General features: G+C 63.5%; 28 protein-coding genes. 18 read left to right on the top strand and 10 right to left on the bottom strand.

Features of this window, described 5'->3' with window-relative positions; all coding sequences use genetic code 11:
• Positions 1 to 4: 4 nt before the first annotated feature.
• From fhcD to AWB79_RS18405, 8 genes are all read left to right on the top strand, one after another.
• Complete coding sequence (gene fhcD, locus AWB79_RS18440; protein WP_061168861.1) at positions 5 to 946, top strand: formylmethanofuran--tetrahydromethanopterin N-formyltransferase; 942 nt, start codon at positions 5 to 7, stop codon at positions 944 to 946.
• Positions 943 to 1,764, top strand: a complete 822-nt coding sequence (locus AWB79_RS18435) for a formylmethanofuran dehydrogenase subunit C (RefSeq protein WP_061168860.1) — start codon at positions 943 to 945, stop codon at positions 1,762 to 1,764. The genes fhcD and AWB79_RS18435 overlap by 4 nt, the downstream gene beginning before the upstream one ends.
• A 64-nt stretch (positions 1,765 to 1,828) precedes the next feature.
• A complete protein-coding gene (locus AWB79_RS18430) occupies positions 1,829 to 2,401 on the top strand; it encodes a cytochrome b (protein WP_061168859.1) in 573 nt (190 codons plus the stop codon).
• Positions 2,398 to 3,318 carry a pyrroloquinoline quinone biosynthesis protein PqqB gene (gene pqqB / locus AWB79_RS18425; protein ID WP_061168898.1) on the top strand — a complete coding sequence of 307 codons (921 nt, stop codon included), beginning with the start codon at positions 2,398 to 2,400 and terminating at the stop codon, positions 3,316 to 3,318. Before AWB79_RS18430 ends, pqqB begins: the two co-directional genes overlap by 4 nt.
• A 28-nt stretch (positions 3,319 to 3,346) precedes the next feature.
• On the top strand, positions 3,347 to 4,093 hold the full coding sequence (pqqC, locus tag AWB79_RS18420; protein ID WP_061168858.1) for a pyrroloquinoline-quinone synthase PqqC: 747 nt from the start codon (positions 3,347 to 3,349) through the stop codon (positions 4,091 to 4,093).
• On the top strand, positions 4,090 to 4,398 hold the full coding sequence (gene pqqD / locus AWB79_RS18415) for a pyrroloquinoline quinone biosynthesis peptide chaperone PqqD (RefSeq protein ID WP_232470927.1): 309 nt from the start codon (positions 4,090 to 4,092) through the stop codon (positions 4,396 to 4,398). Before pqqC ends, pqqD begins: the two co-directional genes overlap by 4 nt.
• A 4-nt stretch (positions 4,399 to 4,402) precedes the next feature.
• Positions 4,403 to 5,599, top strand: a complete 1,197-nt coding sequence (pqqE, locus tag AWB79_RS18410; protein ID WP_061168857.1) for a pyrroloquinoline quinone biosynthesis protein PqqE — start codon at positions 4,403 to 4,405, stop codon at positions 5,597 to 5,599.
• On the top strand, positions 5,596 to 6,297 hold the full coding sequence (locus AWB79_RS18405; RefSeq protein ID WP_061168856.1) for a response regulator: 702 nt from the start codon (positions 5,596 to 5,598) through the stop codon (positions 6,295 to 6,297). Before pqqE ends, AWB79_RS18405 begins: the two co-directional genes overlap by 4 nt.
• Here the strand turns inward: AWB79_RS18405 and AWB79_RS18400 are convergent.
• Positions 6,225 to 7,238 (bottom strand): ATP-binding protein, encoded by a 1,014-nt coding sequence (locus tag AWB79_RS18400; RefSeq protein ID WP_061168896.1) that lies wholly within the window; start codon positions 7,236 to 7,238, stop codon positions 6,225 to 6,227. The genes AWB79_RS18405 and AWB79_RS18400 overlap by 73 nt on opposite strands.
• Positions 7,239 to 7,408: 170 nt before the next feature.
• Between AWB79_RS18400 and AWB79_RS18395 the strand changes: the two genes are divergently transcribed.
• Positions 7,409 to 9,793 (top strand): TonB-dependent receptor, encoded by a 2,385-nt coding sequence (locus tag AWB79_RS18395; protein ID WP_061168855.1) that lies wholly within the window; start codon positions 7,409 to 7,411, stop codon positions 9,791 to 9,793.
• Positions 9,794 to 9,856: 63 nt separating this feature from the next.
• Here the strand turns inward: AWB79_RS18395 and AWB79_RS18390 are convergent, their stop codons facing one another.
• From AWB79_RS18390 to AWB79_RS18380, 3 genes are all read right to left on the bottom strand, one after another.
• Positions 9,857 to 10,921: a beta-propeller fold lactonase family protein gene (locus AWB79_RS18390; RefSeq protein ID WP_061168854.1), complete on the bottom strand. Its 1,065-nt coding sequence runs from the start codon at positions 10,919 to 10,921 to the stop codon at positions 9,857 to 9,859.
• A gap of 174 nt (positions 10,922 to 11,095) precedes the next feature.
• On the bottom strand, positions 11,096 to 11,635 hold the full coding sequence (locus tag AWB79_RS18385) for a DUF3280 domain-containing protein (protein ID WP_061168895.1): 540 nt from the start codon (positions 11,633 to 11,635) through the stop codon (positions 11,096 to 11,098).
• 122 nt (positions 11,636 to 11,757) lie between these two features.
• On the bottom strand, positions 11,758 to 13,953 hold the full coding sequence (locus AWB79_RS18380; RefSeq protein WP_061168853.1) for a SulP family inorganic anion transporter: 2,196 nt from the start codon (positions 13,951 to 13,953) through the stop codon (positions 11,758 to 11,760).
• A 245-nt stretch (positions 13,954 to 14,198) separates the two neighbouring features.
• Here AWB79_RS18380 and AWB79_RS18375 point away from each other — a divergent pair, with 245 nt between their 5' ends.
• The 3 genes from AWB79_RS18375 to AWB79_RS18365 all read left to right on the top strand — a co-directional run bounded on the left by AWB79_RS18375 (position 14,199) and on the right by AWB79_RS18365 (position 15,515).
• Positions 14,199 to 14,519 (top strand): hypothetical protein, encoded by a 321-nt coding sequence (locus AWB79_RS18375; RefSeq protein ID WP_061168894.1) that lies wholly within the window; start codon positions 14,199 to 14,201, stop codon positions 14,517 to 14,519.
• A gap of 18 nt (positions 14,520 to 14,537) precedes the next feature.
• Positions 14,538 to 14,924 carry a VOC family protein gene (locus tag AWB79_RS18370; protein ID WP_061168852.1) on the top strand — a complete coding sequence of 129 codons (387 nt, stop codon included), beginning with the start codon at positions 14,538 to 14,540 and terminating at the stop codon, positions 14,922 to 14,924.
• 342 nt (positions 14,925 to 15,266) lie between these two features.
• Positions 15,267 to 15,515, top strand: coding sequence for a hypothetical protein (locus tag AWB79_RS18365; RefSeq protein WP_061168851.1), 249 nt, complete (start codon positions 15,267 to 15,269; stop codon positions 15,513 to 15,515).
• A 31-nt stretch (positions 15,516 to 15,546) separates the two neighbouring features.
• On the opposite strand, the gene AWB79_RS18360 is transcribed toward AWB79_RS18365, so the two are convergent.
• Positions 15,547 to 16,152 (bottom strand): DnaJ domain-containing protein, encoded by a 606-nt coding sequence (locus AWB79_RS18360; protein ID WP_061168850.1) that lies wholly within the window; start codon positions 16,150 to 16,152, stop codon positions 15,547 to 15,549.
• Positions 16,153 to 16,240: 88 nt separating this feature from the next.
• Positions 16,241 to 16,561: a hypothetical protein gene (locus AWB79_RS18355; RefSeq protein ID WP_096031561.1), complete on the bottom strand. Its 321-nt coding sequence runs from the start codon at positions 16,559 to 16,561 to the stop codon at positions 16,241 to 16,243.
• Positions 16,562 to 16,662: 101 nt separating this feature from the next.
• Between AWB79_RS18355 and AWB79_RS18350 the strand changes: the two genes are divergently transcribed.
• The 3 genes from AWB79_RS18350 to AWB79_RS18335 all read left to right on the top strand — a co-directional run bounded on the left by AWB79_RS18350 (position 16,663) and on the right by AWB79_RS18335 (position 19,793).
• Positions 16,663 to 17,217, top strand: coding sequence for a phosphonate degradation HD-domain oxygenase (locus tag AWB79_RS18350; RefSeq protein ID WP_061168849.1), 555 nt, complete (start codon positions 16,663 to 16,665; stop codon positions 17,215 to 17,217).
• Between the two features lie 479 nt (positions 17,218 to 17,696).
• Positions 17,697 to 19,106 (top strand): DHA2 family efflux MFS transporter permease subunit, encoded by a 1,410-nt coding sequence (locus AWB79_RS18340; RefSeq protein WP_061168847.1) that lies wholly within the window; start codon positions 17,697 to 17,699, stop codon positions 19,104 to 19,106.
• 105 nt (positions 19,107 to 19,211) lie between these two features.
• Positions 19,212 to 19,793 (top strand): transglycosylase SLT domain-containing protein, encoded by a 582-nt coding sequence (locus tag AWB79_RS18335; protein ID WP_061168846.1) that lies wholly within the window; start codon positions 19,212 to 19,214, stop codon positions 19,791 to 19,793.
• 123 nt (positions 19,794 to 19,916) lie between these two features.
• Here the strand turns inward: AWB79_RS18335 and AWB79_RS18330 are convergent, their stop codons facing one another.
• Together AWB79_RS18330 and AWB79_RS18325 are read right to left on the bottom strand one after the other, a co-directional pair.
• Positions 19,917 to 20,294 (bottom strand): hypothetical protein, encoded by a 378-nt coding sequence (locus tag AWB79_RS18330; protein WP_061168845.1) that lies wholly within the window; start codon positions 20,292 to 20,294, stop codon positions 19,917 to 19,919.
• 104 nt (positions 20,295 to 20,398) lie between these two features.
• Positions 20,399 to 20,725: a hypothetical protein gene (locus tag AWB79_RS18325; protein ID WP_061168844.1), complete on the bottom strand. Its 327-nt coding sequence runs from the start codon at positions 20,723 to 20,725 to the stop codon at positions 20,399 to 20,401.
• A 161-nt stretch (positions 20,726 to 20,886) separates the two neighbouring features.
• On the opposite strand from AWB79_RS18325, the gene AWB79_RS18320 reads away from it, so the two are divergent.
• Together AWB79_RS18320 and AWB79_RS18315 are read left to right on the top strand one after the other, a co-directional pair.
• Positions 20,887 to 21,606: a hypothetical protein gene (locus AWB79_RS18320; RefSeq protein ID WP_232470926.1), complete on the top strand. Its 720-nt coding sequence runs from the start codon at positions 20,887 to 20,889 to the stop codon at positions 21,604 to 21,606.
• A gap of 190 nt (positions 21,607 to 21,796) precedes the next feature.
• A complete protein-coding gene (locus AWB79_RS18315) occupies positions 21,797 to 22,300 on the top strand; it encodes an Mpo1 family 2-hydroxy fatty acid dioxygenase (RefSeq protein ID WP_061168842.1) in 504 nt (167 codons plus the stop codon).
• On the opposite strand, the gene rarD is transcribed toward AWB79_RS18315, so the two are convergent.
• The gene (gene rarD, locus AWB79_RS18310) at positions 22,301 to 23,278 is read right to left on the bottom strand and encodes an EamA family transporter RarD (RefSeq protein ID WP_061168841.1); all 978 of its coding nucleotides are present in this window, start codon (positions 23,276 to 23,278) and stop codon (positions 22,301 to 22,303) included.
• Positions 23,279 to 23,681: 403 nt separating this feature from the next.
• On the opposite strand from rarD, the gene egtD reads away from it, so the two are divergent.
• Entirely contained in the window at positions 23,682 to 24,650 is a 969-nt protein-coding gene (gene egtD, locus AWB79_RS18305) for an L-histidine N(alpha)-methyltransferase (RefSeq protein WP_061168840.1), read from the top strand.
• 17 nt (positions 24,651 to 24,667) lie between these two features.
• On the opposite strand, the gene AWB79_RS18300 is transcribed toward egtD, so the two are convergent.
• Positions 24,668 to 24,964, bottom strand: coding sequence for an acylphosphatase (locus AWB79_RS18300; protein ID WP_061168839.1), 297 nt, complete (start codon positions 24,962 to 24,964; stop codon positions 24,668 to 24,670).
• Positions 24,965 to 24,966: the final 2 nt, after the last annotated feature.

Genomic DNA, 24,966 nt, shown 5'->3' with positions numbered 1-24,966 from the left:
CCGCATGCGCATAAACGACACGCAAATCGACGACACCTTCGCCGAAGCCTTCCCGATGAAGGCAACGCGCCTCGTCATCACCGCGCACACGCCGACCTGGGCGCGTCACGCGGCCGATTCGCTCACGGGCTTCGCGACGTCCGTGATCGATTGCGGCTGCGAGGCGGGCATCGAACGCGACCTGGCCCGCCATGAAACGCCCGATGGCCGGCCCGGCGTCGCGGTGCTGATCTTCGCGATATCGTCGAAGGAACTCGCCAAGCAGATCGCGCGGCGCGTCGGGCAATGCGTGCTTACGTGTCCGACGACCGCCGTGTACGGCGGCATCGATCCGGCGAACACGCGCGCGCCCCTCTCCGACAACGCGCCGCTCGGCGCGGGCCTGCGCTTCTTCGGCGACGGTTATCAGATATCGAAAGTGCTCGACGGCACGCGTTACTGGCGGGTGCCCGTGATGGACGGCGAGTTCGTCTGCGAGGAATTCACCGCGACGGTGAAGGCGGTCGGCGGCGGCAATCTGCTGTTCCTCGCGCGCGATATCGACAGCGCGCTGCACGCGGCCGAATCCGCCGTCGATGCAATGCACCGGTTGCCGAACATCATCACGCCGTTTCCGGGCGGCGTCGTGCGCTCGGGCTCGAAGATCGGCTCGAAGTACGCGGGCGCGACGGCATCGACGAATGATGCGTTCTGCCCCACGCTCGTCGGCTTGTCGAAGAAGAGCGAGCTGACGCCCGAGGTCGCGTGCGTGCTCGAAATCGTGATCGACGGCCTCACCGACGCCGATGTAGGCGCGGCCATGACCGCGGGCATCGCGGCGGCGACCAGGATAGGACGCGCGGGCGGCGTGCTGCGCATCTCGGCGGGCAATTATGGGGGCAAGCTCGGACCGTATCACTTCAAGCTGCACGAGCTGTCGAAGGATATCGACGGGAGCCGCGCATGAACGCGATCACGTTGCGCGTAAAAAATGCACCGGGCTTTCGAGTCGATGGGTCGAAGTTACTGCCCGCCATTCTCGCTGCCACGACAGTTTCAGATTTGCCGCGCATCATGCTGCAAGGCGCGGGCGAAACGTGCGCAGTGGGCGATCTCTTCGATATCACGCAGGCGGATGCGGACAAACCCTCGCTCACGATCGACGGCGATGCACGCTGGCTCGATCGCATCGGCGCGAACATGACCGAAGGCACGCTCAACGTACACGGGCACGCGGGCGATTACGCGGGCATAAAAATGTCCGGCGGCGAGTTGCATATTCGTGGCGACGCGGCCGGTTTCATCGCCTGCGAAATGCAGGGCGGACGCATCACGGTGCAAGGCAATGCCGGCGATTTCGCGGCGGGCGCGCTGCCCGGCGACATGGAAGGCATGAGCGGCGGCACGCTCGCGATTCACGGCAACGCGGGCGCGCGTCTCGCGGATCGCATGCGGCGCGGCACGGTGCTCGTCGGTGGCGATGCGGGCGATTTCGCGGCGTCGCGACTGATCGCGGGAACGGTCTGCATCGCCGGGAAAGTGGGCGCACACTTGGGATACGGCATGCGGCGGGGCACCGTCTTGCTGACAAACGCGCCATCTTCCCTGCCGCCGACGTTCACCGAAGGCGGACGCGGTTTCGATGTGTTCTGGCTCCTCATCACACGCATGCTCGCGCGCGAGATGGCGCCCTTTTCTAATTTGGCCGGCAATGTGTTGCCGAGACGCTACGCAGGCGATCTCGCGGTGGACGGACGGGGGGAATTGCTGATCGCCAATTCATAGCTTCGCGGAAAAGAATGGACCCTGTATCTCGAGAAACGAAAACCATTTTCACGGGAGGGATGTCATGAGCACGGCGCGGACCACCGCAACGTCGCGCAACGGCGAAGCCGATGCCGGCAGCGAGCGTTACGCACGCCCGATCATCGCACTGCACTGGCTGATCGCGATCGCAATCATCGCGATGCTGTGCATCGGCTTCTATATGGTCGGCCTGCCGCGCGGACTGCCGTTCAAGTCGGACCTCGTCAACTTCCACAAGTCGCTTGGAATCACCGTTTTCCTGCTGGTGCTGCTCCGCATCCTGGTACGCCTGGCTTATGGCCGACCGCCTCTGCCGCCGATGCGAACGTGGCAACGCGCCGCCGCGAGCATTACGCAGGCTCTTTTATACGTAGGCATGATAGGGATGCCGCTTACCGGCTATCTCGGCTCGTCGTTCAACAAGTTCGGCACGAAGTTCTGGGGCATCGCGCTGCCGCAATGGGGCTGGGACGACAAGCATCTGCGGGGGATCTTTTTCGGCATCCACGAATATCTCGCGTGGATCATGGCCGCGTTCGTGATCCTGCATGTTCTCGGTGCGATGAAACATCAATTGATCGACCGTGATGGTCTCTTGCGGAGGATGTGGCCTTGAAGATTCGCGTGCTCGGTTCGTCGGCGGGCGGCGGTTTCCCGCAATGGAACTGCAACTGCCGCAACTGCGACGGCGTGCGGCGCGGCACGATTTCGGCGCGTGCGCGCACGCAGTCGTCCATCGCCGTTACCGATAACGGCGAGGACTGGCTGCTCGTCAATTCATCGCCGGACATCCTCGCGCAGATCGCGGCCAATCCCGAACTGCAGCCCGCGCGACGCGTGCGCGATACGGGCATCGCGGCGGTCGTCACGATGGACGCGCAGATCGATCACGTCACCGGCCTTTTGATGCTTCGCGAGCGCGGCACGCCCTTGCCGCTCTATACGACCGACGCGGTGTGGCAGGACTTGTCCACGGGTTTTCCGATCACGTCGATTTTGTCGCATTACTGCGGCGTCGAGCACCGGCGCATCGTGCTCGATGGCGCTGCGTTCTCCGTGCCGGAACTGCCGCGCGTGAAGATCGACGCGCTGCCTTTGTCGAGCAAGGCGCCGCCTTATTCGCCGCATCGCGAGGCACCGGAAACGGGCGACAACATCGGCCTCATGTTCACGAATACCGCTACAGGCAAGCGCGCGTTCTATGCGCCGGGACTGGGCGCGCTCGAAGATCACGTGCTCGATGCGATGCGCGAAGCGGACCTTCTGCTCGTCGATGGCACCGTCTGGACCGACGATGAAATGATCCGTCTCGGCCTCACGAAGAAGACCGGCCGCGACATGGGCCATCTCGCGCAAAGCGGCGCGGGCGGCATGATCGAAGTACTCGATTCGATCGATCGCGCGGACCTAAGGAAGGTGCTGATCCACATCAACAACACCAATCCGATCCTCATCGAGGACGGACCCGAAAGGCGCATTCTGTCGGAGCACGGCATCGAGGTCGCGCACGACGGCATGACCTTCGAGCTATGACATCAGCCCTTGTACTGGAGACCGTTCGATGTTCTATCCGATGCTCAACCCGACCACAGGCCCGATCTTCACGAAAGTGAACGACGACGGCTCCGCGTGGACGCGCGAGGAATTCGAGGCGCAGTTGCGCGCGAAGGGCACGGCGTATCACATCCATCATCCGTTCAACGTGAAGATGAATGGTGGCGGATGCTCGAAGGAACAGATACGCGGCTGGGTCGCGAACCGTTTCTACTATCAGATCAACATTCCGCTGAAGGATGCGGCGGTGATGTCGAATTGCCCCGACCGGGAAACGCGCCGCCGCTGGGTGCTGCGCATTCTCGATCACGACGGCTATGAAGACCAGCCCGGCGGCATCGAGGCATGGGCGCGTCTGGGCGACGCGGTCGGCCTCTCGCGCGACGATTTATGGTCGCTCAAGCTGGTGACGCCGGGCGTGCGCTTCGCCGTCGATGCTTACGTGAACTTCGCGCGCCGTGCGCCGTGGCAGGAATCGGTGTGCTCGTCGCTGACCGAAATGTTCGCGCCGCAGATTCACAAGGACCGGCTCGCGACGTGGCCCGAGCATTACAAATGGATCGAGCCTGAAGGGCTTTCGTATTTCCGTTCGCGCGTGTCGCTTGCGCAGCGCGATGTCGAACACGGGCTCGAAGTGACGCTCGCGCATTTCAAAACGCGCGAAGCGCAGCAACGTGCGCTCGACATCCTGCAGTTCAAGCTGGATATCTTGTGGACCATGCTCGATTCGATCGAAAAGGCCTTTCCGCAATGAGCGATAACCATCCGACTCAACGAAAGCAGGAAGCCGTCGAAGCGCCCGACGATTCGTTGCATCCGAAACTGAAGCGCCTCTTTCGCCTGCAATGGGAACCCGCGCAGGACGCGCATGTGCTGCTTTATCCCGAAGGCATGGTGAAGCTGAATCAGAGCGCGGCACAGATTCTTTTACGCTGCGACGGCACGCGTGATATCCCCGCGCTCGTCGCCGATCTGGAGCAGGCGTTCAACGCGTCCAATCTCGGCGACGACGTGCGGGCGTTCATCGCCGGCGCGCGTGCGCGGGGCTGGCTGGAGTAGTGTCATGACCGACTTGTCCGAACCGATCGCGAAACCCGAGCACGAAGGCGCGCCCGTCGCGCCGCCGTTGTGGCTGCTCGCGGAGCTGACGTATCGCTGTCCGCTGCATTGCGTGTTCTGCTACAACCCGGTGAATTACACCGATCACACGCGCGAGCTCGACACCGATCAATGGCTCGACGTATTGCGCCAGGCGCGCGCGCTCGGCGCGGCGCAACTCGGCTTCTCGGGTGGCGAGCCGCTGTTGCGCGACGACCTGGAAACGCTCGTCGCCGAAGCGCGCAAGCTCGGCTTCTATACGAACCTCATCACGTCGGGCATCGGCCTGACGGAGAAGCGCATCAGCGCGTTGCAGGACGCCGGGCTCGATCACATTCAGCTCTCGTTCCAGGACTCGTCCCAGGAGCTCAACGACTTTCTCTCCAGCACGAAGACCTTCGACTACAAGAAGCGCGTCGCGAACCTCATCAAGGCGCACGGCTTTCCGATGGTGCTCAATTGCGTGCTGCATCGCTATAACCTGCCGCATATCGGACGCATCATCGACATGGCGCTCGAGATGGGCGCCGAGTATCTCGAACTCGCGAACACGCAGTATTACGGCTGGGCGCACGCGAATCGCGCGCAACTCATGCCAACGAAAGAACAGCTCGACGAAGCCGATGCCGTGGTCGAGCGCTATCGCCGCGAGATCGGCGACCAGTGCAAGATCTTCTTCGTCGTGCCCGATTACTACGAGCGCAGACCGAAGCGGTGCATGAATGGCTGGGGTTCGGTGTTTCTCGGCATCGCGCCCGATGGCGCCGCGCTGCCGTGCCACACCGCGCGCTCGCTGCCGGGCCTCACGTTTCCGAACGTGACCGAAACGCCGCTCAAGGACATCTGGTACGAGAGCGATGCGTTCAATCGCTTTCGCGGCTACGGCTGGATGAAGGAGCCGTGCCGCAGTTGCGACGAGAAGTCCATCGACATGGGCGGCTGCCGCTGTCAGGCGTATCTGCTCACGCAAGATCCCGCGAACGCGGACCCGGTGTGCGACAAGTCTCCGCATCACGAACGCGTGATCGAAGTGGTGCGCGCGGCATCGGCGAGACAGGAGCCGCAGGAGCAGCCCATCCTCTTCCGCAACGATGCGAACTCGCGGCGCATCGCAGCGCAAGCCAACGGTAATGGTTCAGAAGAAGGAGAAGAGACGCAATGAACGCCGACATATCCGTGCTGCTCGTGGACGATCATGCCGTGGTCCGCGAAGGCTACAAGCGTCTGCTTGAACTGAGCCCCGACGTGAACGTCGCGGGGGAAGCCGCGAATGCCGCCGAGGCTTATCAGAAGTTTTGCGCGCTGCAGCCGGATGTCGTAGTGATGGATCTCGCGTTGCCCGGCGCGAGCGGCATCGAGGCGATGCGGCGCATGCTGGCGCGCGAGCCGCATGCACATGTGCTGATCTTCAGCGTGCACGAGGAAGCGATCTTCGTGCGTCGCGCGCTCGATGCCGGCGCGCGTGGCTATGTCACGAAGGCAAGCGCACCCGATGTGCTCGTCGAAGCAGTGCGCTCGGTAGCGAAGCGCGTTTGCTATCTCAGCCCGGATATCTCGCAGGCGCTGGCATTGCGCGCGACGATTCAGGAAGGCCCGCCGGGACGTCAGCTATCGGCGCGCGAGTTCGAGGTGCTGCGCCTGCTGGTGCAGGGTTATACGCTGCCGAGCATCGCGGAGAAACTGGGTTTGAGCCAGAAGACGGTGGCGAACCATCAATCCGTGATTCGCCAGAAGTTCGGCGCGGACAACGGCGTGCAACTCGCGCAGATCGCCAATCGGCTGGGACTTCACTTCGCTGATTTCGCTTCGTCCGCGGCGGCTTCGTTCGGGCCTGAAGTGGGTAACGGCAGTCCCGCCTGAGCGGGAACGCGCGCGCAGAAAAGAAAGCCGCCGCCTGGCTCGCTCGCGATCTGAAACTCGCCGCCGAGCGCTTCCACGCGCTCGCGCATGCCAACGATGCCCAGTCCACGGCGCGGCTTCGCCAGATCGACGCCCGGCCCGTCATCGGCCATCGTCACGACGATTTCCTCGGGCGCGCGCGCCAGGTAAATCTCCACGCGCGCATTGCGCGCGAACTTCGATACGTTCGTCAGCCCTTCCTGTACGAGCCGGTAAAGCGTGATGTTGAGCGCGTCGCTCAGGTTGTCGAAATCGCCATCGACCGCCAGCGAGAAAGTCGCTTCGGGCAAGCGCTCGCGCCAGCCATCGACGCAATGTTCGAGCGCCGTCGGCAAGCCGAACTCGTCGAGACCGATCGGTCTCAGCTTGCGGATCATGCCGCCGATCTCGCGATACACATGCGTCGCGCTCTGCATCAGCGCAAGCGACAGCCGATGTATCTCCGCCTCGCGCCCCGCCGACAGATCGCGTATGCGCCCCGCATCGAGCGACATTGCGTTGAGGTACTGACCGAGCTCGTCGTGAAGTTCGCGCGCGAGATGACGGCGCTCGGTCTCCTGCGCGGCGATCGCCTGGCTCGCGAGCCTGCGGTTCTCCGCGAGCAGATGCTCCGCCTCCTCCTCCAGCGCGCGACGTCTGCTCACTTCCGACTGCGCCTCGCGAAAGCGCCGCCATGCGAACCACGCGAAGCCGAGCGCGAGCACGAGGAGCGTCGGCGGCAGTTCATCGACATCGAAACGCTCGGCGCGGCGCGTCAGCCAATAGACGTGCTCGCTGAAATCGAAATGCGCGAACAGCGCGCCGGCGATCAGCGCGATGCCGATCACGCAGGCGAGATCGCGCCAGACCGGCGAGCGTGCGCGAACATCTTTCGCGAGAGAGGGCAAGGATTCGGATGGCATCACGGAATGCATTCTACGCACGGCTTCAGCGTGCGGTGGAGGCACGGTGACGCAATTGGGAACGCTTCCCTGCGCGATCGGGAAAAGCTCCCGGTCCACGCACCGGTTCTTATGCGACGCTTTCATTGAAAGAAACATTCCTTTCGCGTGGATCAAAAAGACAAGAGGAGATGACGATGAAGAGCATGCCGCGCAAGTTCGCGCTCGCGCATCCGTTCAAACCCCGAGCCGGTTTGCGGCTCGTGTTCGGCAGCGCGTTTGCGAGCATCACAGTGGCCGCGTGGGCACAAACGCCGCCGCCGGCCGATACCGCCGAAGCGCCCGTGGCGGCATCGGCTCCGGCTCCGGCTCCGGCTCCGGCAACTGTCGCGCAGTCGGATGCGCCGCCGAATACCGAATTGCCCACCATCGTCGTCGTCGGCACCACGCCGCTCGTGGGCGTCGGCACGCCGCTCGAAAAAGTGCCCGCGAACGTGCAGACCATCAAGGGCTCGCAGATCGAAGCACAGCATTCGCCGACCGTCACAAACTATCTGGAGAAGAACGTCGTCAGCGTCGATACCAACGACGCGCAGGGCAATCCGTGGCAGACCGACATCAACTATCGCGGCTTCACCGCTTCGCCGCTGCTCGGCACGCCGCAGGGTTTGTCGGTATTCCTGGACGGCGTGCGCATCAACGAGCCCTTCGGCGATGTCGTCAACTGGGACCTGATTCCGCAGGCCGCGATCCAGACGATGCAGATCATCCCCGGCTCGAACCCGACCTTCGGTCTCAACACACTCGGCGGCGCGGTCGCGGTGACGACCAAGAACGGCCGCAGCAATCCGGGCGGCAACGTGGATGTCGGCTTCGGCTCGTGGGGGCGCAAATATGCGCAAATCGAGCAGGGTGGCGTAATCGGCGATCACCTCGACTACTACTTCACGGCTAACATCACGAACGACAACGGCTGGGCCGATCACAATTCGAGCCGTATCCGTCAGGCCTTCGGCAAGATCCGCTATACCGACGCGGACACGACCGTATCGGTTTCGATGGGCGGCGCGGACAACACGCTGAACGGCTCGCAGACGATCCCGCGCTCGTTCATGGACAACTTCCGGCAGGCCTATACGTTCCCGGACATGAACGAGAACCAGGTCGGCTATCTGACGATCAACGCCGAGCACTACATCACGCCGAACATTCAGTTGAGCGGCAACGTGTATTACCGGCACTATCGCAACAAGAACGTGAGTTCGAACGTCAACGACGACTTCGATCCGGACGGCGACGATGCCGACGAGCTCACGCAAGCCTTCAACGATCAGTCGGTGATCGTGACGGACAGCTACGGCGCGAGCCTGCAGCTCACGTTGCTCAACAAGCTGTTCGGGCATGACAACCAGTTGATCCTCGGCGCAGCGGGCGACTTCGCCAATTCGCATTTCACACAGGCCGAGCAGCCCGCCGAGTTCGAAGAGAACCGCGCGACCATCGGCACCGGACCGTTCGCGCCGACCACCGACGCGAAAACGCACAACTCCAATCTGGGCATCTACTTCGAGAACACGTTCTCCTTCAACGAGCAATGGTCGATGACGCTCGCGGGCCGTTACAACTGGGCGAAGGCGACCATTGGTGACGAAAGCGGCGTACAGCCGCTGCTCGACGGAAACCACACGTTCTCGCGCTTCAATCCGGCCATCGGCTTCAACTGGAATCCGACGCCTTATTTCACCGCCTACGCGACGTACAACGAAGGCATGCGTTCGCCGACCGCGATCGAACTGGCGTGCGCGGACCCGGCGGCACCCTGCTCGCTGCCGAACGATTTCATCGCGGACCCGGATCTGAAGCCGGTGATTTCGAAGACCTTTGAAATCGGCGCGCGCGGACGCGTCGGCAGTCATACGCAGTGGAGCGCGGCGGCCTACAGCACGACGCTCACCGACGACATTCAGTTCGTCAGCAGCCAGGGCGCGGCGAGCACGCTCGGCTACTTCCAGAATGTAGGCAAGACGCGGCGGCAGGGCTTCGAACTCGCGGGCCGTACGCAGTGGGGGCCGGTGGGCGTCGCGGCGAGCTACAGCTACATCAACGCGACGTATCGCTCAACGTGGACCGAAAGCAGCGCGAGCAACTCCAGCGCCGACGCGGACGGCAACATCACCGTGCATTCCGGCGACCGCATTCCCGGCATTCCGGCCAATACGGTGAAGATGCGTATCGACTACAACCCGATCGCGCGCTGGAACATCGGCACGAATCTCACGTATCGCAGCAATATCTTCGCGCGCGGCGACGAGAACAATCAGGACGTGAACGGCAGCGTCGCGGGCTATTTCCTGATCGACCTCGACACGACCTACAACATCACGAAGCAGTTGCAGGTCTATGCGACGGTGAAGAACCTGTTGAACAAGCGCTATGCGAACTTCGCGATTCTCGGCGAGAACTTCTTCGACGGACCGAATCACACCTTCAACAATGGCGCGACGGTGAACGAGCAATTCCTGGGCGTGGGCGCGCCGCGCGGCGTGTGGGTGGGGATGCGTTACGCGTGGAAGTAATTGCTTCGCGCGCAAGAAAAAGGCCGCTGCGTGCGGCCTTTTTCTTGCGCAACCGATCTACGCTCAGCGCCCGACGATCGACCCCGCGCTCGGCGGATACGTCACGATGCCCCACGCGAGCGGCAGATCGCCGATCTGCTTCACTTCCTTGTAGTCGGAACCGTCGAGCACATATACCGCGTTCGAGCGTCCGCATGCAAGCAAGATCTTCGAGCCGTCCGGCGTAAAGCTGAAGTGCCAGCAGCGCTGACCGACGGGCACATCCTGAACGTGCTCGAAGCTCGTACCGTCGAACACCTGCAAGGTCTTGTCGCGCGATGCCGCCACGAGCAGCCGCTTGCCCGACGGATCGAACGAGACGCCATACGGACCGGTCTTCGTATCGACGGTCTTGACCGTCTTCATGCTGGCGCCGTCGAGCACGACGAACTTGTTCGCGTTCTCCAGCGTGACGACGTATTGCTTGCCATCGGGCGTCGCCTTGATGCCGCGCGGGCGCGAGCCTTTCGGCAAATTCACTTCGCGCACCGGCTTGCCCGTCTTCACCTGATACACGGAAACGGTGTCGTCGCCTTCGTTGGTCACGAGAAGCCGCTTGCCGTCCGGCGAAAATTCGACGCCCTCGGTCTCGTGCCCGCTCTTGACCGAATGCGTGACCTTCAGCGTCTTGAGATCGACGATGGCGATCTCGGCGGGCGGCGAATTGGCGTCGTCGTCATCTTTCTCGGGCTGACCCGGCTTCGGCGGACCGCCGTTTTCGCCCGGTTCGTACGTCACATAGGCATAGCCGCCGAACACGCGCACGAACTCCGGATTCTTGCCGATCTTCACGCGCCGCACGACCTTGCCCGTCGCGGTATCGATCTCCGAGAGATCGCTCGTCGTCTTGTTCGCCACGTACAGGCGCGTGCCGTCCTTGTTCAGCGACAGACCGCGCGGGCCGTCCTTGCCCACATCCCACGTCTTCGCGAGCGACAGACTGTCGAGGTCGATCACGCCGACACCGGCGTTTTCTGTCGTCACATAGGCGGTCGGCGCGGCGGCGTGCGCGAAACTCGCGGCCAGCGCAAGCGATGGCGCGATGACCGACGCGCAGGCAATGCGCGCCGCCTTGAATCTGACTTGCATGGTCGTCTCCACCGGTTTCACTTTCGATTATTCGAGTTGACGGGCGCACGCGCGCCGCGCATCGCACAGTGCGCGTGCCTGCAAGTCCAACTTAGCCCAATCGGCGCCGTGGTGGCAACGGCGCAGGCCGGGAGAAATTCCCGAATTCGGCGCGGCAATGCTGCATCGTAAGTATCAGCGTGCAGCGGAAGGATCGGCCACAAGCAGATCGACTAGCGCTTTCGCACCGCGCTTCCACGACAGATCGGTGTTGCCGCGAATGTCGACGGAACGCTGAAAGAGCGTCGCGCCGCTGGATGCGTCTTCCACGCGCAGGTTCATGTTGAGGATCAGGTTGCTGATCTTCTGCACCCAGCAAACGCCCACACGCGACGCGCCGAGCTGCTTCGCCACACGAAGCTCGCAGCCGTTGCACGCATTCATGTCCTGCGTGCGTTGCAGCGACGCGATCAGATCGGCAGCCTGCGCGTTGTCCGCGACGCTGAACAGCGCGCGCTCGCGCAGGTCGTCGCGCAATGCGCCGCTGATCATCGCGAGCCGCGCGTTCTGGATGCGGTTGATCTCCGCATCGTTATAGGCGGCGTTGTCGTCGATCAGCGTGCAGTCGAGCATCGCAATGGATGGCGGCGCGGCCTGCGCCAGCGATGTGCTGGCGATCGTGGATACCGCGACGGCGAGTGCCATCGGGAGTAATGCCCGAAGTGTATGGGTCATGTCGCGGTCTCGATGACGAACGCATGCGTGCGCCACAAGCACATCGCGTTCCTGTCGGCGCGCGTCCAACATACCGGGCATTCACGCGGCGATCAAGCTGTGGGACGCGTGCATCGATGTCGTCACGAAGCCGCGCGCAACGCTTCATCCGCAATGGCGAGACGCGAGGCCATCATCTTCACGACGAAGCGATGCCATTCCTGCGCCGTCAGCGGATCGTCGAGTTCGAGCTGGCGCAAGGCCGCGAGCGTGAGACGACGCAGACGCGCGGGCTCATCGGCGACGACATCCGCGCTGCGCGGCGCATGCGTGTACACCGCCATCTCGCCAAGGATCGTCCCCGGTCCAAACGAACGCAGCCGCACGGAACGCCCGCCTTCGAGCGGCAGCGATACCGTCACGCGCCCTTCCTCGACGATGTAAAGCGCATCGCCCGCATCGCCGCGCCTGAACAGCGCCTCGCCCGCGCCGATCTCGCAGATGTCGAGCAGCGCGTCCAGACGTTGCAGCGCGCCCGCCGTGAAATGCGGCGCGAGCATCGTGCGGAAATCGCCCGTCGTTTCGCAGAGGGTCAGCGCGCGCGTCAACGTGGCGAGTTGCTGCGCTTCGATCCATTCGAGACCCGCATCGAGCGATTCGAACTCGCGGATGCCGAGCGCGAGCGCGCCCGTGCGCTTGAGCAACGCGCGCGAGCTGAGCGGCAACGCGGTGAGCACGAGGTCCGCGCCGATCTTCGCGCAAGCCTGCCGCAGCTTGACGAACGCGAGCGACACGGACGCATCCATGCCGTTGGTCCACGCGAAATCGAGCACGACATAGCGCACGGGGCGCGGACCATGCGAGCGAATACGTTCGCGGATACGTTGCAGCATCGAATTCGCCGAGCCGAAGAACAAGAAGCCTTGCAGACAGACGCCGCAAATCTCGTCGCCGCGATCGATCAGAAAGCGCGTCTCTTCGATGCTGCGCTCGACATTCGAGGTGCGGGTGCGGCCATCGAACTCCATGCGTACGCAGCCCGCGCGGCCATACAACAGCGCGAACGTGACGCACGCGACGACCACGCCCGCGACCACGCCCGCGATCACGCCATAGAACGCGATCACCGCGACGATCAGCGGCACGAGCAGATACTCGTGCCACGTGAGCTTGCGATACGCACCGACGAGCCAGTCCACCATCAGCCGCAGACCCATGTAGATCTGCATGCCGACGAGCACCGGCACTGGAAAGAGCGCGACGAGATCGGGCGACGCCGCGAGCACGAAGAGGCACGCAAGCGCCGCGAACACGCCCGCGACGCGGCTCGTCGCACCGGCACGCGTGTTGAGCATCGAGCGGTTATACGACTGATAGCCGACCATGCCGCCCAGCAGACCGCTCGCGATATTGGCCAGACCGGCGGCGCGCATCTCGCGATTGAGATCGATGTCCTGGCCGGTGGCCGCGCCCATCGCCTGCGAATTCATGATGATGGTAATCGCGGAAACCGACGTGACGATAAGCGTTTCCGGCAAGTGCGCGACGATCGCGTGCCAGTCGATCTCGTGATGCGCAAGCGACGACGGCAGGTGAAGCTCCGGGATATGCAGCGCGTGAGTCGGCACATGCTGAAGCAAAAGACCCATGGCGCGCGCGTCATCGGGGGAAATGCCCGCCACGCGCAGCAGCACGTAGAACAGCGCGATGCCAATGGCGAGCGTGATCGGCAGCGCGGCCGCGTTGCGCCAGGTGCGCGCAAGAATCGTCGCGAGCGCACCGACGAACAGCGCGGGCGCCCACGCGAGCCAGTGCAGGCGCGCGATCATCGGCAACGTGTGCCAGTCGAGCGCGACGCCGGTCAGCACGCGAAACGCGCCCGCGATCAGCAGATAACCGGTGCCCGCGAGAAAGCCGCCCATCACCGGATAGGGCAGGAACTGGAGCGAGCGGCTGCGCTTCGAGGAACCGATTGCGAAGAGGATGAGGCCCGTCACGATCGAGCACAGCGCGATGGCGACGAGCACGGTCAGCAGGATCATCGTGGGCGAGCCGCCGTTCGCGCGCACGCTGCTCGCGACGCCCGCCGCGACGCCGATGAGAAAGGCCGTCGCGTTGCTGTCCGGCCCGCCGATATTCGAACGCATCGAACTCGTCAGCGCAATGACGAACGCCGTGACGATGCAACTGACGAGCGCGGTGGGCACGCCGAGTTCGGCATAGCGCGCGAGATCCGCGCTGAAGATGAGCGTGCCGAGACTCATCGCGTAGCACAGCATGACGAGCGTGGACACGGTGCCCGCGGTGATATCGCCGACGAGCGCCGATACGCGCGGCATGGCGCGCGCGAGGACCGTGCGATGTGGCGTGGCTGGCTTCACGACGCCTCCCGATGCAGGGAAACGGCTTGACGGATGCGCTCGAAGTGCGCCGGAAAGTATCCGCCGCGCGGCAGAATGCTGTCAATTTTCGCGCGCCGCCGGCACCTTTCGTATGAGCTATGGAAGCGACGCTCGGTGGTGGCCTCCCCGCGCCAACAGGAGTAACGTTGAACGGCGAGCGAACAATGCACAAGGAGGCGATCATGCCCGACGATCCCGCTCAATGGCACGTCTTCGATTACGAAGGCTTCGAGGTCCACGTATTGCCGCAACTGAAGCCGACGCCCGAGCACGCGCCGCCGCGCAACGTGGACCGCTACGTGTATATCGGCCATGTGTGCCGGCCCGGCGCGAACGCGGACACGCCCGGCGAAGCGGTGCATTTTCATGCCGACGGCGAGGACGAATACAAGACCGCGCAGGACGCCGTGGACGATGCGCGGCATATCGGCAGGAGCATCGTCGATGGCACGCATCCGGATCTTTCGGTGCTCGCGCTCGTATCGCATCATCAGCCGGGATGACCATCGACCATTCAGTGCATGACGACATCGAACGACAAGCAACAGCAAGACGACGCGCACGTCGAAAGCCTGAGCGCCATCACATTCGCCACACACGACATGGCGCGCGCGGTGCGCTTCTATGAAGCGCTCGGTTTTCGCAAGCTGTACGGCGGCGGCAACGAAGCATTCACCTCGTTCGCGCTCGGCAATTCGTATCTCAATCTCACCAGCGAGACGCATGGCCCGATCGGTTTCTGGGGCCGCGTCGTCATCTACGTGTCCGACGTGGACGCGTTCTATCGGAAGGTCCGGGCGCACGGCATCGAGCCGCAATTCGCGCCGCGCGATGCGCCCTGGAACGAGCGCTACTTCCATCTCACCGATCCCGACGGCCACGAACTGAGCTTCGCGAAACCGCTCTGACCGGCACTCAGCAGGCACGACGTTCGCTTCAATCGAAGTGACGGGAAGCGTACGCATCGACCATTTGATATGACCGTTCGCGTACATACCCGCGCATCACGTCATACGACGATGGGCTCGTCGGACTTACGCGTTCTTCGTGAACGAAGCATGGCGGAAGACGCGTGAAAGCTCGCTGTTGCTATTTCGCAAAAACGGGCACTGCTCACGATTCCAGGCGTAGAGTTCAAGTGCTTTGTCAAGAACGTGGTGCGTTGCGGCAGGGGTTTCACGAACTGGGCTTCAAACATCGGCACATTCGGCCGTTATCCAGTATATGAATGCCGCATGCGGGAGACTGAAATGAAATGCGCGAATGAGCGGTCCCTTCGTTACCAGGTCGAAAAATGGCTCGCACCGGGCAGCGTGCCGGTACATGTGAGGCAGTTCAGCCGAACGCGCGCGGACGGGCGCCGTTATGTGTGCATCGAGACCTTGCACGGCGCGATGTCGCGTGCGCTGTTCTTCTTCCGTCACGATGACGGTCAGTGGTGTGTTTATCCGCCTGCGCCGAGAAGCAGCAACATGCGCGGCGAGCGCCTCGCGGCCTGATGCTTTTATCGGTGTGGTTCCGCGCGCTGAACTAGAAGCGCAGGTTGTTGAGGAACTGGAACCACATCGCGCCGAGCGGATTCGCGGCGCCGGCCGTGGCGGTTTCCTTCTCTTCCTTTGCGTCCTTGCCATCGATGCCTGGCTTCTGTTCTTCGGGACGTCCCTCGCTGGTTTCTTCCTTCGCCTGACGCGATTCGTGCAGCGCGACCACGCTGTTCGCGATCTGCCGCGCGGTGGCCTGGTCGCAGTGCGCGCCCAGCAGCACGCCGAACACGACGTCGCGGTTATGACCCTGCGACGCGTAACGCATCGCGAGCGACACGCGCTTTGCGTAGAGCTTCTCGCGTGCCTCGCGCTCCTTCGCTTCCCGCGCCTCGCGTTCGGCTTCTTCCTGACGCCTGCGCGCCTCGAAGCGGCGCATCTCTTCGGCGAAGGTGCGGTCGTAGACCTCGCGCTGCGGCGGGTCGGACAGGATCGCGTAGGCTTCCTTGATCTCCAGAAACTTTGCGCGCGCGGCGTCTTCGTTGCCGGCGTTGCGGTCCGGGTGACTGCGCATCGCGGCCTTGCGATATGCGCGTTTGATCTCTTCTACGGTGGCGTGCTCGTTCACGCCGAGCGTTTCGTATAGCGTTGCCATCTTGCGTTCGGTGGATACGGGTCGCCGAGCATCGTAACACGCGAGAAACAGGGTCCATTCGCGCGATGCGGCTCTGCAACACGAATGGCTAGCGACCCGTAATCGTGCGCGCGGCGCTATTTCCCAGCACATCGAAGATGGCGCGGGCGGGTTTCAGGTAGCGCGCGATATGGAGCCGTATGTTGACGACCGCCACGACGAAGATCACAAGCGTGACGAGCAGATAGTCGCGCCGCTCGGGCGTGACGTGAAAGCGCGTGTGCAACAGCACATAGACGAACCACACGAACGCGGGCGCGTGCAGAGTCCAGTGCCGCTGCGCGAAATGCCAGGCGATGCGACGCACATCGCGCCGCGCCGGGCGCGTCAGACCGGCCAGCTCGGGGCGACGGCTGAAGGAGAAGGGCATCGGTTTCTATCCTTGCGCGCGTCGCCATGAATCCGTCATGATGCGCGGCGACAATCGCGCGTTTCGACGCTTGCAGGATACTCTCCTACCGTTTCCTTACGATGGCGCTTTCACTCGACGACATCCGGCGCCTGTTCGACGAACACGGCCCGATGGCCTACAGCGGCGAGCCGGTCACGCAACTGCAACACGCGCTGCAGAGCGCGACGCTCGCAGAAGCCGCGGGCGCGAGCCGCGAGCTGATCGTCGCGGCCTTGCTGCACGATCTCGGTCACCTGCTGAACCTGCAAGGCGAAACGCCGAGCGAACGCGGCATAGACGACCTGCACCAGTACTACGCGCTGCCGTTCCTGCGCCCGCTTTTCTCCGACGCCGTGCTCGAACCCATTCGCCTGCACGTCGATGCGAAGCGCTGCCTGTGCGCGATCGATCCGACGTATCACGCGCGTCTGTCGGCGGATTCGGTGCGCAGCCTGCAACTGCAAGGCGGCATCTTCGACGATGGCGCCGCGCAAGCCTTTCTCGCCAGGCCCTATGCGCAGGACGCCATCGCGCTGCGCCGCTGGGACGACCAGGCCAAGGATGCGCATCGTGTCACGCCCGCGCTGCCGTACTTCATGGAGATGGCGGCGAGCGTCGCGCTGACGCGCGCCTGAGGCTCGGTCGCGCACGAATTCCATCGCGCGTCGGATCGCATCGAGATCCTTCAGCAGATCCTCGGGCTGCGTGCGGTCGAATTGCACCCAGCCGCGCATCGGCGCGCGGTCGTAAGGCTGAAACGGATGTGCATGCGAATGTGCCGCGAAGTATCGGCTGGCTTCATCGGCCGGCAGCTTCACGGCCACGCCCTTGCCATAAACGCACGCAAACAGCTTGTCGCCGATGAAATACGCGGGGCAACCGAACATGGTGCGCGACAAGACATCGGCGAGCGAGAGCAGCGCGCGATCGAGCACGGCTTTCGCCTGCAGTTGAAACGCCGTGGGCACGCGCGGCTCCTCTCGTCGTGGTCGGTGGTCGGGCGACTCATCCAAGAACGCCCGTTCGGGTATCGCGCTAGACTGTGCGCCATGCAACCATTCCCATTTCAGCACGCCTGGAGAGCGGCCTTCAGCGTGCTTGCGAGCGCCTCACCGTGAAAGGCGGCAACTTCCGCGTCACCGCCGCCGTCGTTGCTTCGGCCCTGTTCATGCAGAACATGGACGGCACCATCGTCGCCACCGCCATCCCAACGATGGCGCGCGATCTCAACGTCGATCCCGTTCATCTTTCCAGCGCGATCACCGCGTACCTCGTCGCGCTGACGGTCTTCATTCCCGCGAGCGGCTGGGTGGCCGACCGCTTCGGCGCGCGCCGCGTGTTCATGTGGGCCATCGCGACATTCACGCTCGCCTCGGTCGCCTGCGCCGCCGCGATGAACCTGCCGCAACTGCTCGCCGCGCGCGTCGTGCAGGGTCTCGGCGGCGCGATGATGGTGCCCGTCGGACGGCTGATCCTGTTTCGCGGCGTGAGGCGCGAGGAACTGCTTCAGGCGACGACCTGGCTCACCATGCCCGCGCTCGTGGGCCCTTTGCTCGGCCCCCCGCTCGGCGGCTTTCTCACCGACGCGCTCTCGTGGCGCAGCATCTTCTGGGTCAACGTGCCGGTCGGCTGCATCGGGCTCGTGCTGACGTGGAAACTTCTGCCGCCCTCGCCGCCCGAAAGCCGCACGCCGCCCGATCTGCGCGGCATGTTGCTCTCGGGTGCGTCACTGAGCCTGTTCATGATCGGCATCGAGAGCGCGGGGCGCGGCGTGCTGCCGGCCGGCGTGCCCTGGGTCTGCGCCGCGGTCGGCCTGCTGCTCTTCAGGATGACAGTGCTGCATTGCCGCCGCGTGTCGAATCCGGCCATCGACTTCTCGCTGCTTTCGATTCCCACTTTCCATGCGGCGACCGTCGCGGGCAGCCTGTTTCGCGCCGGTGCGGGCGCGCTGCCGTTTCTCGTGCCGCTCACGTTGCAGACCGGCTTCGGCTACAGCGCGACGGCCAGCGGCCTCGTGACCTTCGCGAGCGCGCTGGGCTCCTTCTGCATGCGCCCGATGACGGCCCTCGCGTTGCGGCGATTCTCCGTGCGCGCGGTTCTCTGCGCGGGCAGCGCGGTGTTCGCGGCGGTGCTGCTCGTCTGCTCGACGATGTCACAGGCCTGGCCCGCCGCCGCGATCTTCCTGCTATTGCTGCTCGGCGGACTCGGCCGCTCGCTCAGTTTCGCGACGATGGGCGCGCTCGCCTTCGCCGATGTCCCCAAGCCGCGGCTCGCCGCCGCGACCTCGTTTCAGGGCACCGCGCAGCAGTTGATGAAGGCCATCGGCGTGACGGTCGCGGCCGGCACGATCCAGACGACGATGCTGATTTCCGGCAGCGCGCAGACCGAGCGCTGGCAACTGGCGTGCGCGTTCATCGTGACGGCGCTGGTGGTTCTGGCCTCGCTGCCGATGTTCGCACGGCTCTCGCAGGACGCTGGTGAGGGCATCTCCGCGCCCACGGCGAAGCGCGCAGGACGGACGTAAATCATGCCGATTTGCAAAATAAAACATCAGATTTAAGACAAGTACATGATCCACAAGGATTTTTTATGTGGCTATAATGCGATTCCGCTTTGATCCGCTTCCCCGATGCGTCGTCTACCCGTCCTTCTTGCCGTCCTTGCGTTCTCGCTGAGTTCGGCGCACACCGCCCTTGCGCAGGAAATGCGCGACAACACGCCCGTCGCCGCCGATACCGCGCAATCCGCCGATGCGCAAGACGCGAAGACGCAGTTGGCCAGTCACAAGATTTCGGAAGTTCTCACGGGGAAGTTCGGTGTGGCGCGCGAGAAGGCGCAGACCATCGCAGCGGCGGTCATGTCGTCTGCATCGAAGTATTCGTTGCCGCCGGCGCTGCTGCTCGCGATCATCTCCATCGAATCGCGCTTCAAGGAAACGGCCAAAGGGCCGAACAACGCAACAGGGCTGATGCAAGTGGTGCCGTCGGCACACAGGCAGCTCGTGCGCAATGTGGACCTGACGGACCCTGAAGACAATATCGAAACCGGCTCGGCCATCCTGCACGGCTATATGAAGTCCGCCCAGGGCGATGTCGAAGCCGCGCTGAAGAATTATGGTGGATCGCGCGCTTACGCCGAAAAGGTCAGCTTGCGCGCCAAGACGTTCGAACCCGTTGCGTCGGCCGATGCGGCTTCGGCAAGCGGTTGGTAAATATCAGTCCCGCGTCTTCATAAGCCCACGCGCCGCCGCCAGGCGGATGCCGCATCACATCCATGAAATAACGTTGTGGCGATCGCACCCGCGTGCACGCTCGCATCGTTCCGATAGCTCGCTTTAATAGCCCTTCTGCGTGCCGGCGCCATTCGGATTCGTGCCGCCCGAATTCATGTTGCCGTTGTTCGGCACACTGCGGCGCACGGTGCCCTGATCCTGTCCCATGCCGTTGGTCGCATCGTTGCCCATGCCGCTCTTCGCGCCCGCACCGGTGCCCGTCGTGCCGTCCGCCGAACCGCCCATGCCCGTGCCGCCCATGCCGACGCCGCCGCCCTTGCCCGCAGCAGCCGATCCAGATCCCGACGAGCCGTTGCCGCCCGCGCCCATTGAACCGCCCGCCGTCGCGCCGCCGCCTGCTTGCGCATAGACACTGCCGACACCGCCCGATAAGCCGAGCACCAACGCCGAGATCGCCAGCTTCTTAGTAGTCGCGTTCATTTCCGGACTCCCTGATATGTAAGACGGTCGCGGCGAAGTATTGGATTACCGCAACCGTCCCGCATTCGCGCAAGGGACGTGCCGCGACTTCTCGCGCTATCGCATCAGTAACCGCACGGCACATACGCGTTGCGATAGTTGTCGTAGCAGTAGCCAGGCGGCTGGGCCGGCTGCGCGTACACCGGCTGAGCATATGCCGGCTGGGCATACGCTGGCTGTTCATAGACAGGTTGTGCGTAAGCGGGCTGCGCATTCGCAACGGATGTCACCAGCGCGCCGAGCACGGCGCCGCCGATCAGCGCACCGACGATCGCGCCGCCATCGCCGCCACCGCCATGTCCGCCGCCGTGACCGCCGTATCCATGCGCCGATGCCTCGCCCGCCACCGACAAACTACCGATCATCAACAAGACAAGTGCTGCGCGTTTCATTAGCTTCTCCAATTCCCGCTTGGCCGGGTTCATGGAAGCCATCTTAAGCAGACAGCTAAGAAATAACTGCAGCAGTTGGTAACCGCGCATTTCAACGATTACAAATTCGGCTTCGGAAAACAGCATCGGCCAACTTCATTTCGGATGCCAAATTAAAAGTCATGCCGTTACAAATTGAAGTGAATTCGCCGAAGCGTAACCATTTTTTGATGCGGCCCGGTAATGCCCGCACAAACGCCTCAAGGAACTGGGCGCATTTACCGCGCGCCGTTGCATTTGCTCGCCACTGGTTACCGTTTGTCACCAGAGCAACGTCAACGGTGGCGAGAGACGCGGCGTTTTCATCGTCAGCGCGGCGCACTGCGCGCCACGCGATCCTGAAGAAGAGATCAAGGGAGTTTCAAACCATGAAGAAGATCGTCGCTGCTCTCGCATCCGCAATGCTCGTGTCCACCGTTTTCGCGCAGACCGCCGCAACCGATGCCGGCAAAGCCCAACTGAAGGCAAACAACGAAAAAGCCGAGGCTCAGGCGACGGCCAACAAGAAAAAGGCCGATGCACAGCACGACGCCGCGAAGGCGCAGGCATCGGCGAACGAGGACAAGGCATCGGCGCAAGCCGACGCCAACAAGGAAGCCGCGAAGGTAGCGCAGGCGACCACGCCGGAACAAGCTTCCGACGCTCGCGGTGATGCCGCCAAGGCACAGGCGAAAGCCAACAAGAAAAAGCACGCTGCTCAAAGCAAGGCCGACAAGAAGAAGCAGGACGCAGCGAAAGATGCCAACGTGGCGCAAGCGAAGGCCGACAAGGAAAAAGTCGAGGCGCAAAACGACGCCAACAAGTCGGCCGCCGATGCGAAGGTGGACGCGGCGAAGAAGTAAGGGAGGCCGGCGTCATCGCATCGCGCACTGGGCACGCATAAAGACAATCCAGTGCGTTCGGTTGAAGCGAGCCTTCGGGCTCGCTTTTTTATGGCTACCAGCCATAACTTCCGACTAAAGCTTCTACGCTCCAGGGTCGACGCTGCGCTTATCATTCGTGAAATAAAAGAACACGAAGGAGACGCCCATCATGCGAACGCTGACCGAGCAGTTGTCGCAGTACGCCGAATATCATCGCGACAGGCGCAATGTCGCCACGCACTTCATCGGCATTCCGCTCATCGTGCTTGCCATTGCCGCATTGCTCAGCCGTCCCGCGTGGCCCGTATTGTCGGGCGCGTTCGTGCTGACGCCCGCGTGGATTCTATTCGCGCTCGCCACTTTCTACTATCTCTGGCTCGACGTGCCGCTCGGCATAGGCATGGGCATCGTCTCCGCGCTCGCCGCGGCGTTCGGGCAGTGGGCCGCGTCGCGAGTCACGTCGATGTGGCTTGTCATCGGCATCGGCATGTTCGTGACCGGCTGGGTGTTCCAGTTCGTCGGGCATGTGCGCTATGAGCATCGCAAGCCGGCGTTCGTCGATGACATCATCGGCCTTCTCATTGGACCGCTGTTCATTCTCGTCGAGCTTCTGTTCGCGCTCGGACTCATGCGCGATTTGCACGACGCCATCGAAGCACGCACCGCGCATTGATCAGTCGATGCGCTCGACTTCCTCCGCAACGGTTTCGTGCTCGACGCTTGCGTGGTGCTCGCTCATCGGCAAAGTCTGCTTGCGCGAGCGCTCGCGCTTCAAGAGAAGCGCGCTGTGCACGCCGGTCAGCACGACCGCGATCCAGATCGGCACATAGGTGCCGAGTTGCCGCGTCGAAAACGGCTCGCCGAGCAACAGCACGGCGACGCCCACGAGCAGCACCGGCTCCACGTAGCCGAGAATGCCGAACAGCGCGAGCGGCAGATGACGGCTCGCGCGCAGATACGACGCCAGCGCGATCGTGCTCAACGCGCCGAGCCCCGGCAACAGCAGCAGCCATAGATGCGGCTCGCCGGCGACATCCGAGAACGAGTGGCGCACGAACAGCATGATCGCCGCGACCGGTGCGATCAGCATGATTTCGACGGCGAACGACACGAGCGGATCGGCATTGAGCCGGCGACGCAGCACGAAATACGGCGGATAGCCGAGCATGACGACGAGCGTCGGCCACGCGAACGCATGCGTGACGAAGAGCTCATGCGCAACGCCTGCCGCCGCCGCCGCGACGCCCGCCCACTGGAAGGCGTCGAGCCGTTCGCCGTAGTGGAAGCGGCCGAGCAGCACCATCGCGAGTGGCAGGAGAAAGTAACCGAGCGAGACTTCCAGCGCGCGCCCGTGCAGCGGCGCCCACAGGAAGATCCACAACTGCACGCCGAGCAGCGCCGCGACGAGCGCGAACGCCAGCAACAGGCGCGGCGACGTGACGAGCCGGACGAGCAGTTCGCGCAATTGCGGCCAGCGCCGGCGCAAAGCGACGAGCGCCAGCGCGCCGGGCAGCGTCCAGATGATGCGCCACGCGAAGATATCGAGCCCGTCGAGCGGCGCGAGCCATTTCGTATAGCCGGACAGGAGCGCGAAGAGCGCGGAAGCGGCGACGGACAGCGCGACGCCGCGCCCCAGGTCATGCTGATTCATCGAAGAGAGCGCTGCGCGCCGAATGTGAAACGCAAGCTGAACGCAAGTGAAATATGCGCGGGAATGCGCATTCTAAACGGACGTCGCCGCCTTTTTTCAAGAACCGCTTCAAACGAATTCGCCTTGCGTGCCCGCTTTTTGCTTCCTTCATGCTTCGCATTTCCGCATGAACTTCGCCGCGCGCGGCGTGTCTTCTGCGATCAGCCGATGTGAATCGCGGTGGTCTTCGGCCGGTCATGACGACCGGCCAGTCTTGTCGGTCCGGCTCGATGCCGGCCCGTCCCGAAGTCCGAGCGGCGAATTCATTCGCCGCTCGCGTCGCAGAGCATCCGCAGCATCCCGCGCCGTGTCAGCGTTCAAACGCGCTGGCGCGCGACGAAAACGCCGCATCGATGGAGACGTCATGACTCAACCAGCCTTGTCGCCCCGCTTCGCCAGCGCCTTTGCGGAGGCGGTCCACTTCGGACTCAGCAAGCGTCCGCAGAAAGAACTGCCCTCGATGTATCTGTATGACGAAGTCGGCTCCGCCCTCTTCGAAGTGATCACCGCGTTGCCGGAATACGGCGTGACGCGCGCCGAAGAGCGCGTGCTGAAGGACCACGCGACGGATATCGTCGCCGCCATGCCGGGCGACATCCAGGTCGCGGAACTGGGCAGCGGCAGCGGCCGCAAAACGCGCCGCATTCTGGAGGCGCTGTGTAAAAAGCAGCCCACCGCTTACCATCCGATTGAAATTTCGCGCACCGCCTTGCAGTTGTGCCGGCGCGAACTGAGCGATATCGAACGTGTGTCGATCGTCGGACACGAGCGGGATTACCTCGCGGGTCTCTCGGAAGTCAGCGCCAAACGCAAGGAAGGCGAAAGGCTGCTCGTGCTATTTCTCGGCAGCACGATCGGCAATTTCGCGCGGCTCGCGGCCACCAAGTTCCTGCGCTCGATCCGCGGCATGCTCAAGCCCGGCGATGCGCTCCTGCTCGGCACCGATCTCATCAAGCCGCTGCCGACGCTGATCGCCGCATACGACGACCCGATCGGCGTGACCGCCGCGTTCAACCTGAATATCCTGGCGCGCATCAATCGCGAGCTGGGCGGCGAATTTCCGCTCGAAGCGTTCGAGCACGTCGCACGTTTCAATCCGGATGTGCGCAGCGTCGAGATGCACTTGCGTGCGAAGCGCGCGCTTTCCGTACGTGTGCGCGACGCGGACCTGCGCGTGGATTTCCGCGAGGGCGAGACGATCTGGACGGAAAGCAGCCACAAGTACGCGGCCGAGGAAGTCGCCCCGATCGCGGCCGACGCGGGCTTCGAATGCACGCATCAATGGCGCGACGAGGAATGGCAGTTCGCGGAGAGCCTGCTGGTCGCGCGCTAGCGTTCAGTGCTCAGTGCTCAGTGCTGCTCGAAGCGCTCGTAACGCTTTTCGACGTGGCGCTCTTCGCTGTGAAACTCGGTGACGCGGGCATGCGGCGGCCCGCGTCGCAGCCATTCGAGCATCAGGTCGACCTGATTGGCCGCGCCCTGAACGATCGCTTCCACCGAGCCGTCGTCGAGATTGGCGACCCAGCCGCGCACGCCCAGCGCATGGGCGCGTCGCACGGTGTGATGCCGGAAGCCGACACCCTGCACGACGCCGCGCACGCGCACGTAATAGGTTTCGATTCTCGTATCCAGATCCGGGCCGGGCATTG

Source organism: Caballeronia hypogeia (assembly GCF_001544875.2).
Classification (GTDB): Bacteria; Pseudomonadota; Gammaproteobacteria; order Burkholderiales; family Burkholderiaceae; genus Caballeronia; species Caballeronia hypogeia.
This window is presented reverse-complemented; position numbering and strand designations above follow the sequence as displayed.

What these genes read in the sequence shown, in the direction of transcription:
- fhcD (WP_061168861.1), top strand. Translation starts at nt 5, where the DNA reads ATGCGCATAAACGACACGCAAATCGACGACACCTTCGCCGAAGCCTTC.
- AWB79_RS18435 (WP_061168860.1), top strand. Translation starts at nt 943, where the DNA reads ATGAACGCGATCACGTTGCGCGTAAAAAATGCACCGGGCTTTCGAGTC.
- AWB79_RS18430 (WP_061168859.1), top strand. Translation starts at nt 1,829, where the DNA reads ATGAGCACGGCGCGGACCACCGCAACGTCGCGCAACGGCGAAGCCGAT.
- pqqC (WP_061168858.1), top strand. Translation starts at nt 3,347, where the DNA reads ATGTTCTATCCGATGCTCAACCCGACCACAGGCCCGATCTTCACGAAA.
- pqqD (WP_232470927.1), top strand. Translation starts at nt 4,090, where the DNA reads ATGAGCGATAACCATCCGACTCAACGAAAGCAGGAAGCCGTCGAAGCG.
- pqqE (WP_061168857.1), top strand. Translation starts at nt 4,403, where the DNA reads ATGACCGACTTGTCCGAACCGATCGCGAAACCCGAGCACGAAGGCGCG.
- AWB79_RS18405 (WP_061168856.1), top strand. Translation starts at nt 5,596, where the DNA reads ATGAACGCCGACATATCCGTGCTGCTCGTGGACGATCATGCCGTGGTC.
- AWB79_RS18400 (WP_061168896.1), bottom strand. Translation starts at nt 7,238, where the DNA reads ATGCCATCCGAATCCTTGCCCTCTCTCGCGAAAGATGTTCGCGCACGC.
- AWB79_RS18395 (WP_061168855.1), top strand. Translation starts at nt 7,409, where the DNA reads ATGACGATGAAGAGCATGCCGCGCAAGTTCGCGCTCGCGCATCCGTTC.
- AWB79_RS18390 (WP_061168854.1), bottom strand. Translation starts at nt 10,921, where the DNA reads ATGCAAGTCAGATTCAAGGCGGCGCGCATTGCCTGCGCGTCGGTCATC.
- AWB79_RS18385 (WP_061168895.1), bottom strand. Translation starts at nt 11,635, where the DNA reads ATGACCCATACACTTCGGGCATTACTCCCGATGGCACTCGCCGTCGCG.
- AWB79_RS18380 (WP_061168853.1), bottom strand. Translation starts at nt 13,953, where the DNA reads ATGCCGCGCGTATCGGCGCTCGTCGGCGATATCACCGCGGGCACCGTG.
- AWB79_RS18375 (WP_061168894.1), top strand. Translation starts at nt 14,199, where the DNA reads ATGCCCGACGATCCCGCTCAATGGCACGTCTTCGATTACGAAGGCTTC.
- AWB79_RS18370 (WP_061168852.1), top strand. Translation starts at nt 14,538, where the DNA reads ATGACGACATCGAACGACAAGCAACAGCAAGACGACGCGCACGTCGAA.
- AWB79_RS18365 (WP_061168851.1), top strand. Translation starts at nt 15,267, where the DNA reads ATGAAATGCGCGAATGAGCGGTCCCTTCGTTACCAGGTCGAAAAATGG.
- AWB79_RS18360 (WP_061168850.1), bottom strand. Translation starts at nt 16,152, where the DNA reads ATGGCAACGCTATACGAAACGCTCGGCGTGAACGAGCACGCCACCGTA.
- AWB79_RS18355 (WP_096031561.1), bottom strand. Translation starts at nt 16,561, where the DNA reads ATGCCCTTCTCCTTCAGCCGTCGCCCCGAGCTGGCCGGTCTGACGCGC.
- AWB79_RS18350 (WP_061168849.1), top strand. Translation starts at nt 16,663, where the DNA reads ATGGCGCTTTCACTCGACGACATCCGGCGCCTGTTCGACGAACACGGC.
- AWB79_RS18335 (WP_061168846.1), top strand. Translation starts at nt 19,212, where the DNA reads ATGCGTCGTCTACCCGTCCTTCTTGCCGTCCTTGCGTTCTCGCTGAGT.
- AWB79_RS18330 (WP_061168845.1), bottom strand. Translation starts at nt 20,294, where the DNA reads ATGAACGCGACTACTAAGAAGCTGGCGATCTCGGCGTTGGTGCTCGGC.
- AWB79_RS18325 (WP_061168844.1), bottom strand. Translation starts at nt 20,725, where the DNA reads ATGAAACGCGCAGCACTTGTCTTGTTGATGATCGGTAGTTTGTCGGTG.
- AWB79_RS18320 (WP_232470926.1), top strand. Translation starts at nt 20,887, where the DNA reads ATGCCGTTACAAATTGAAGTGAATTCGCCGAAGCGTAACCATTTTTTG.
- AWB79_RS18315 (WP_061168842.1), top strand. Translation starts at nt 21,797, where the DNA reads ATGCGAACGCTGACCGAGCAGTTGTCGCAGTACGCCGAATATCATCGC.
- rarD (WP_061168841.1), bottom strand. Translation starts at nt 23,278, where the DNA reads ATGAATCAGCATGACCTGGGGCGCGGCGTCGCGCTGTCCGTCGCCGCT.
- egtD (WP_061168840.1), top strand. Translation starts at nt 23,682, where the DNA reads ATGACTCAACCAGCCTTGTCGCCCCGCTTCGCCAGCGCCTTTGCGGAG.
- AWB79_RS18300 (WP_061168839.1), bottom strand. Translation starts at nt 24,964, where the DNA reads ATGCCCGGCCCGGATCTGGATACGAGAATCGAAACCTATTACGTGCGC.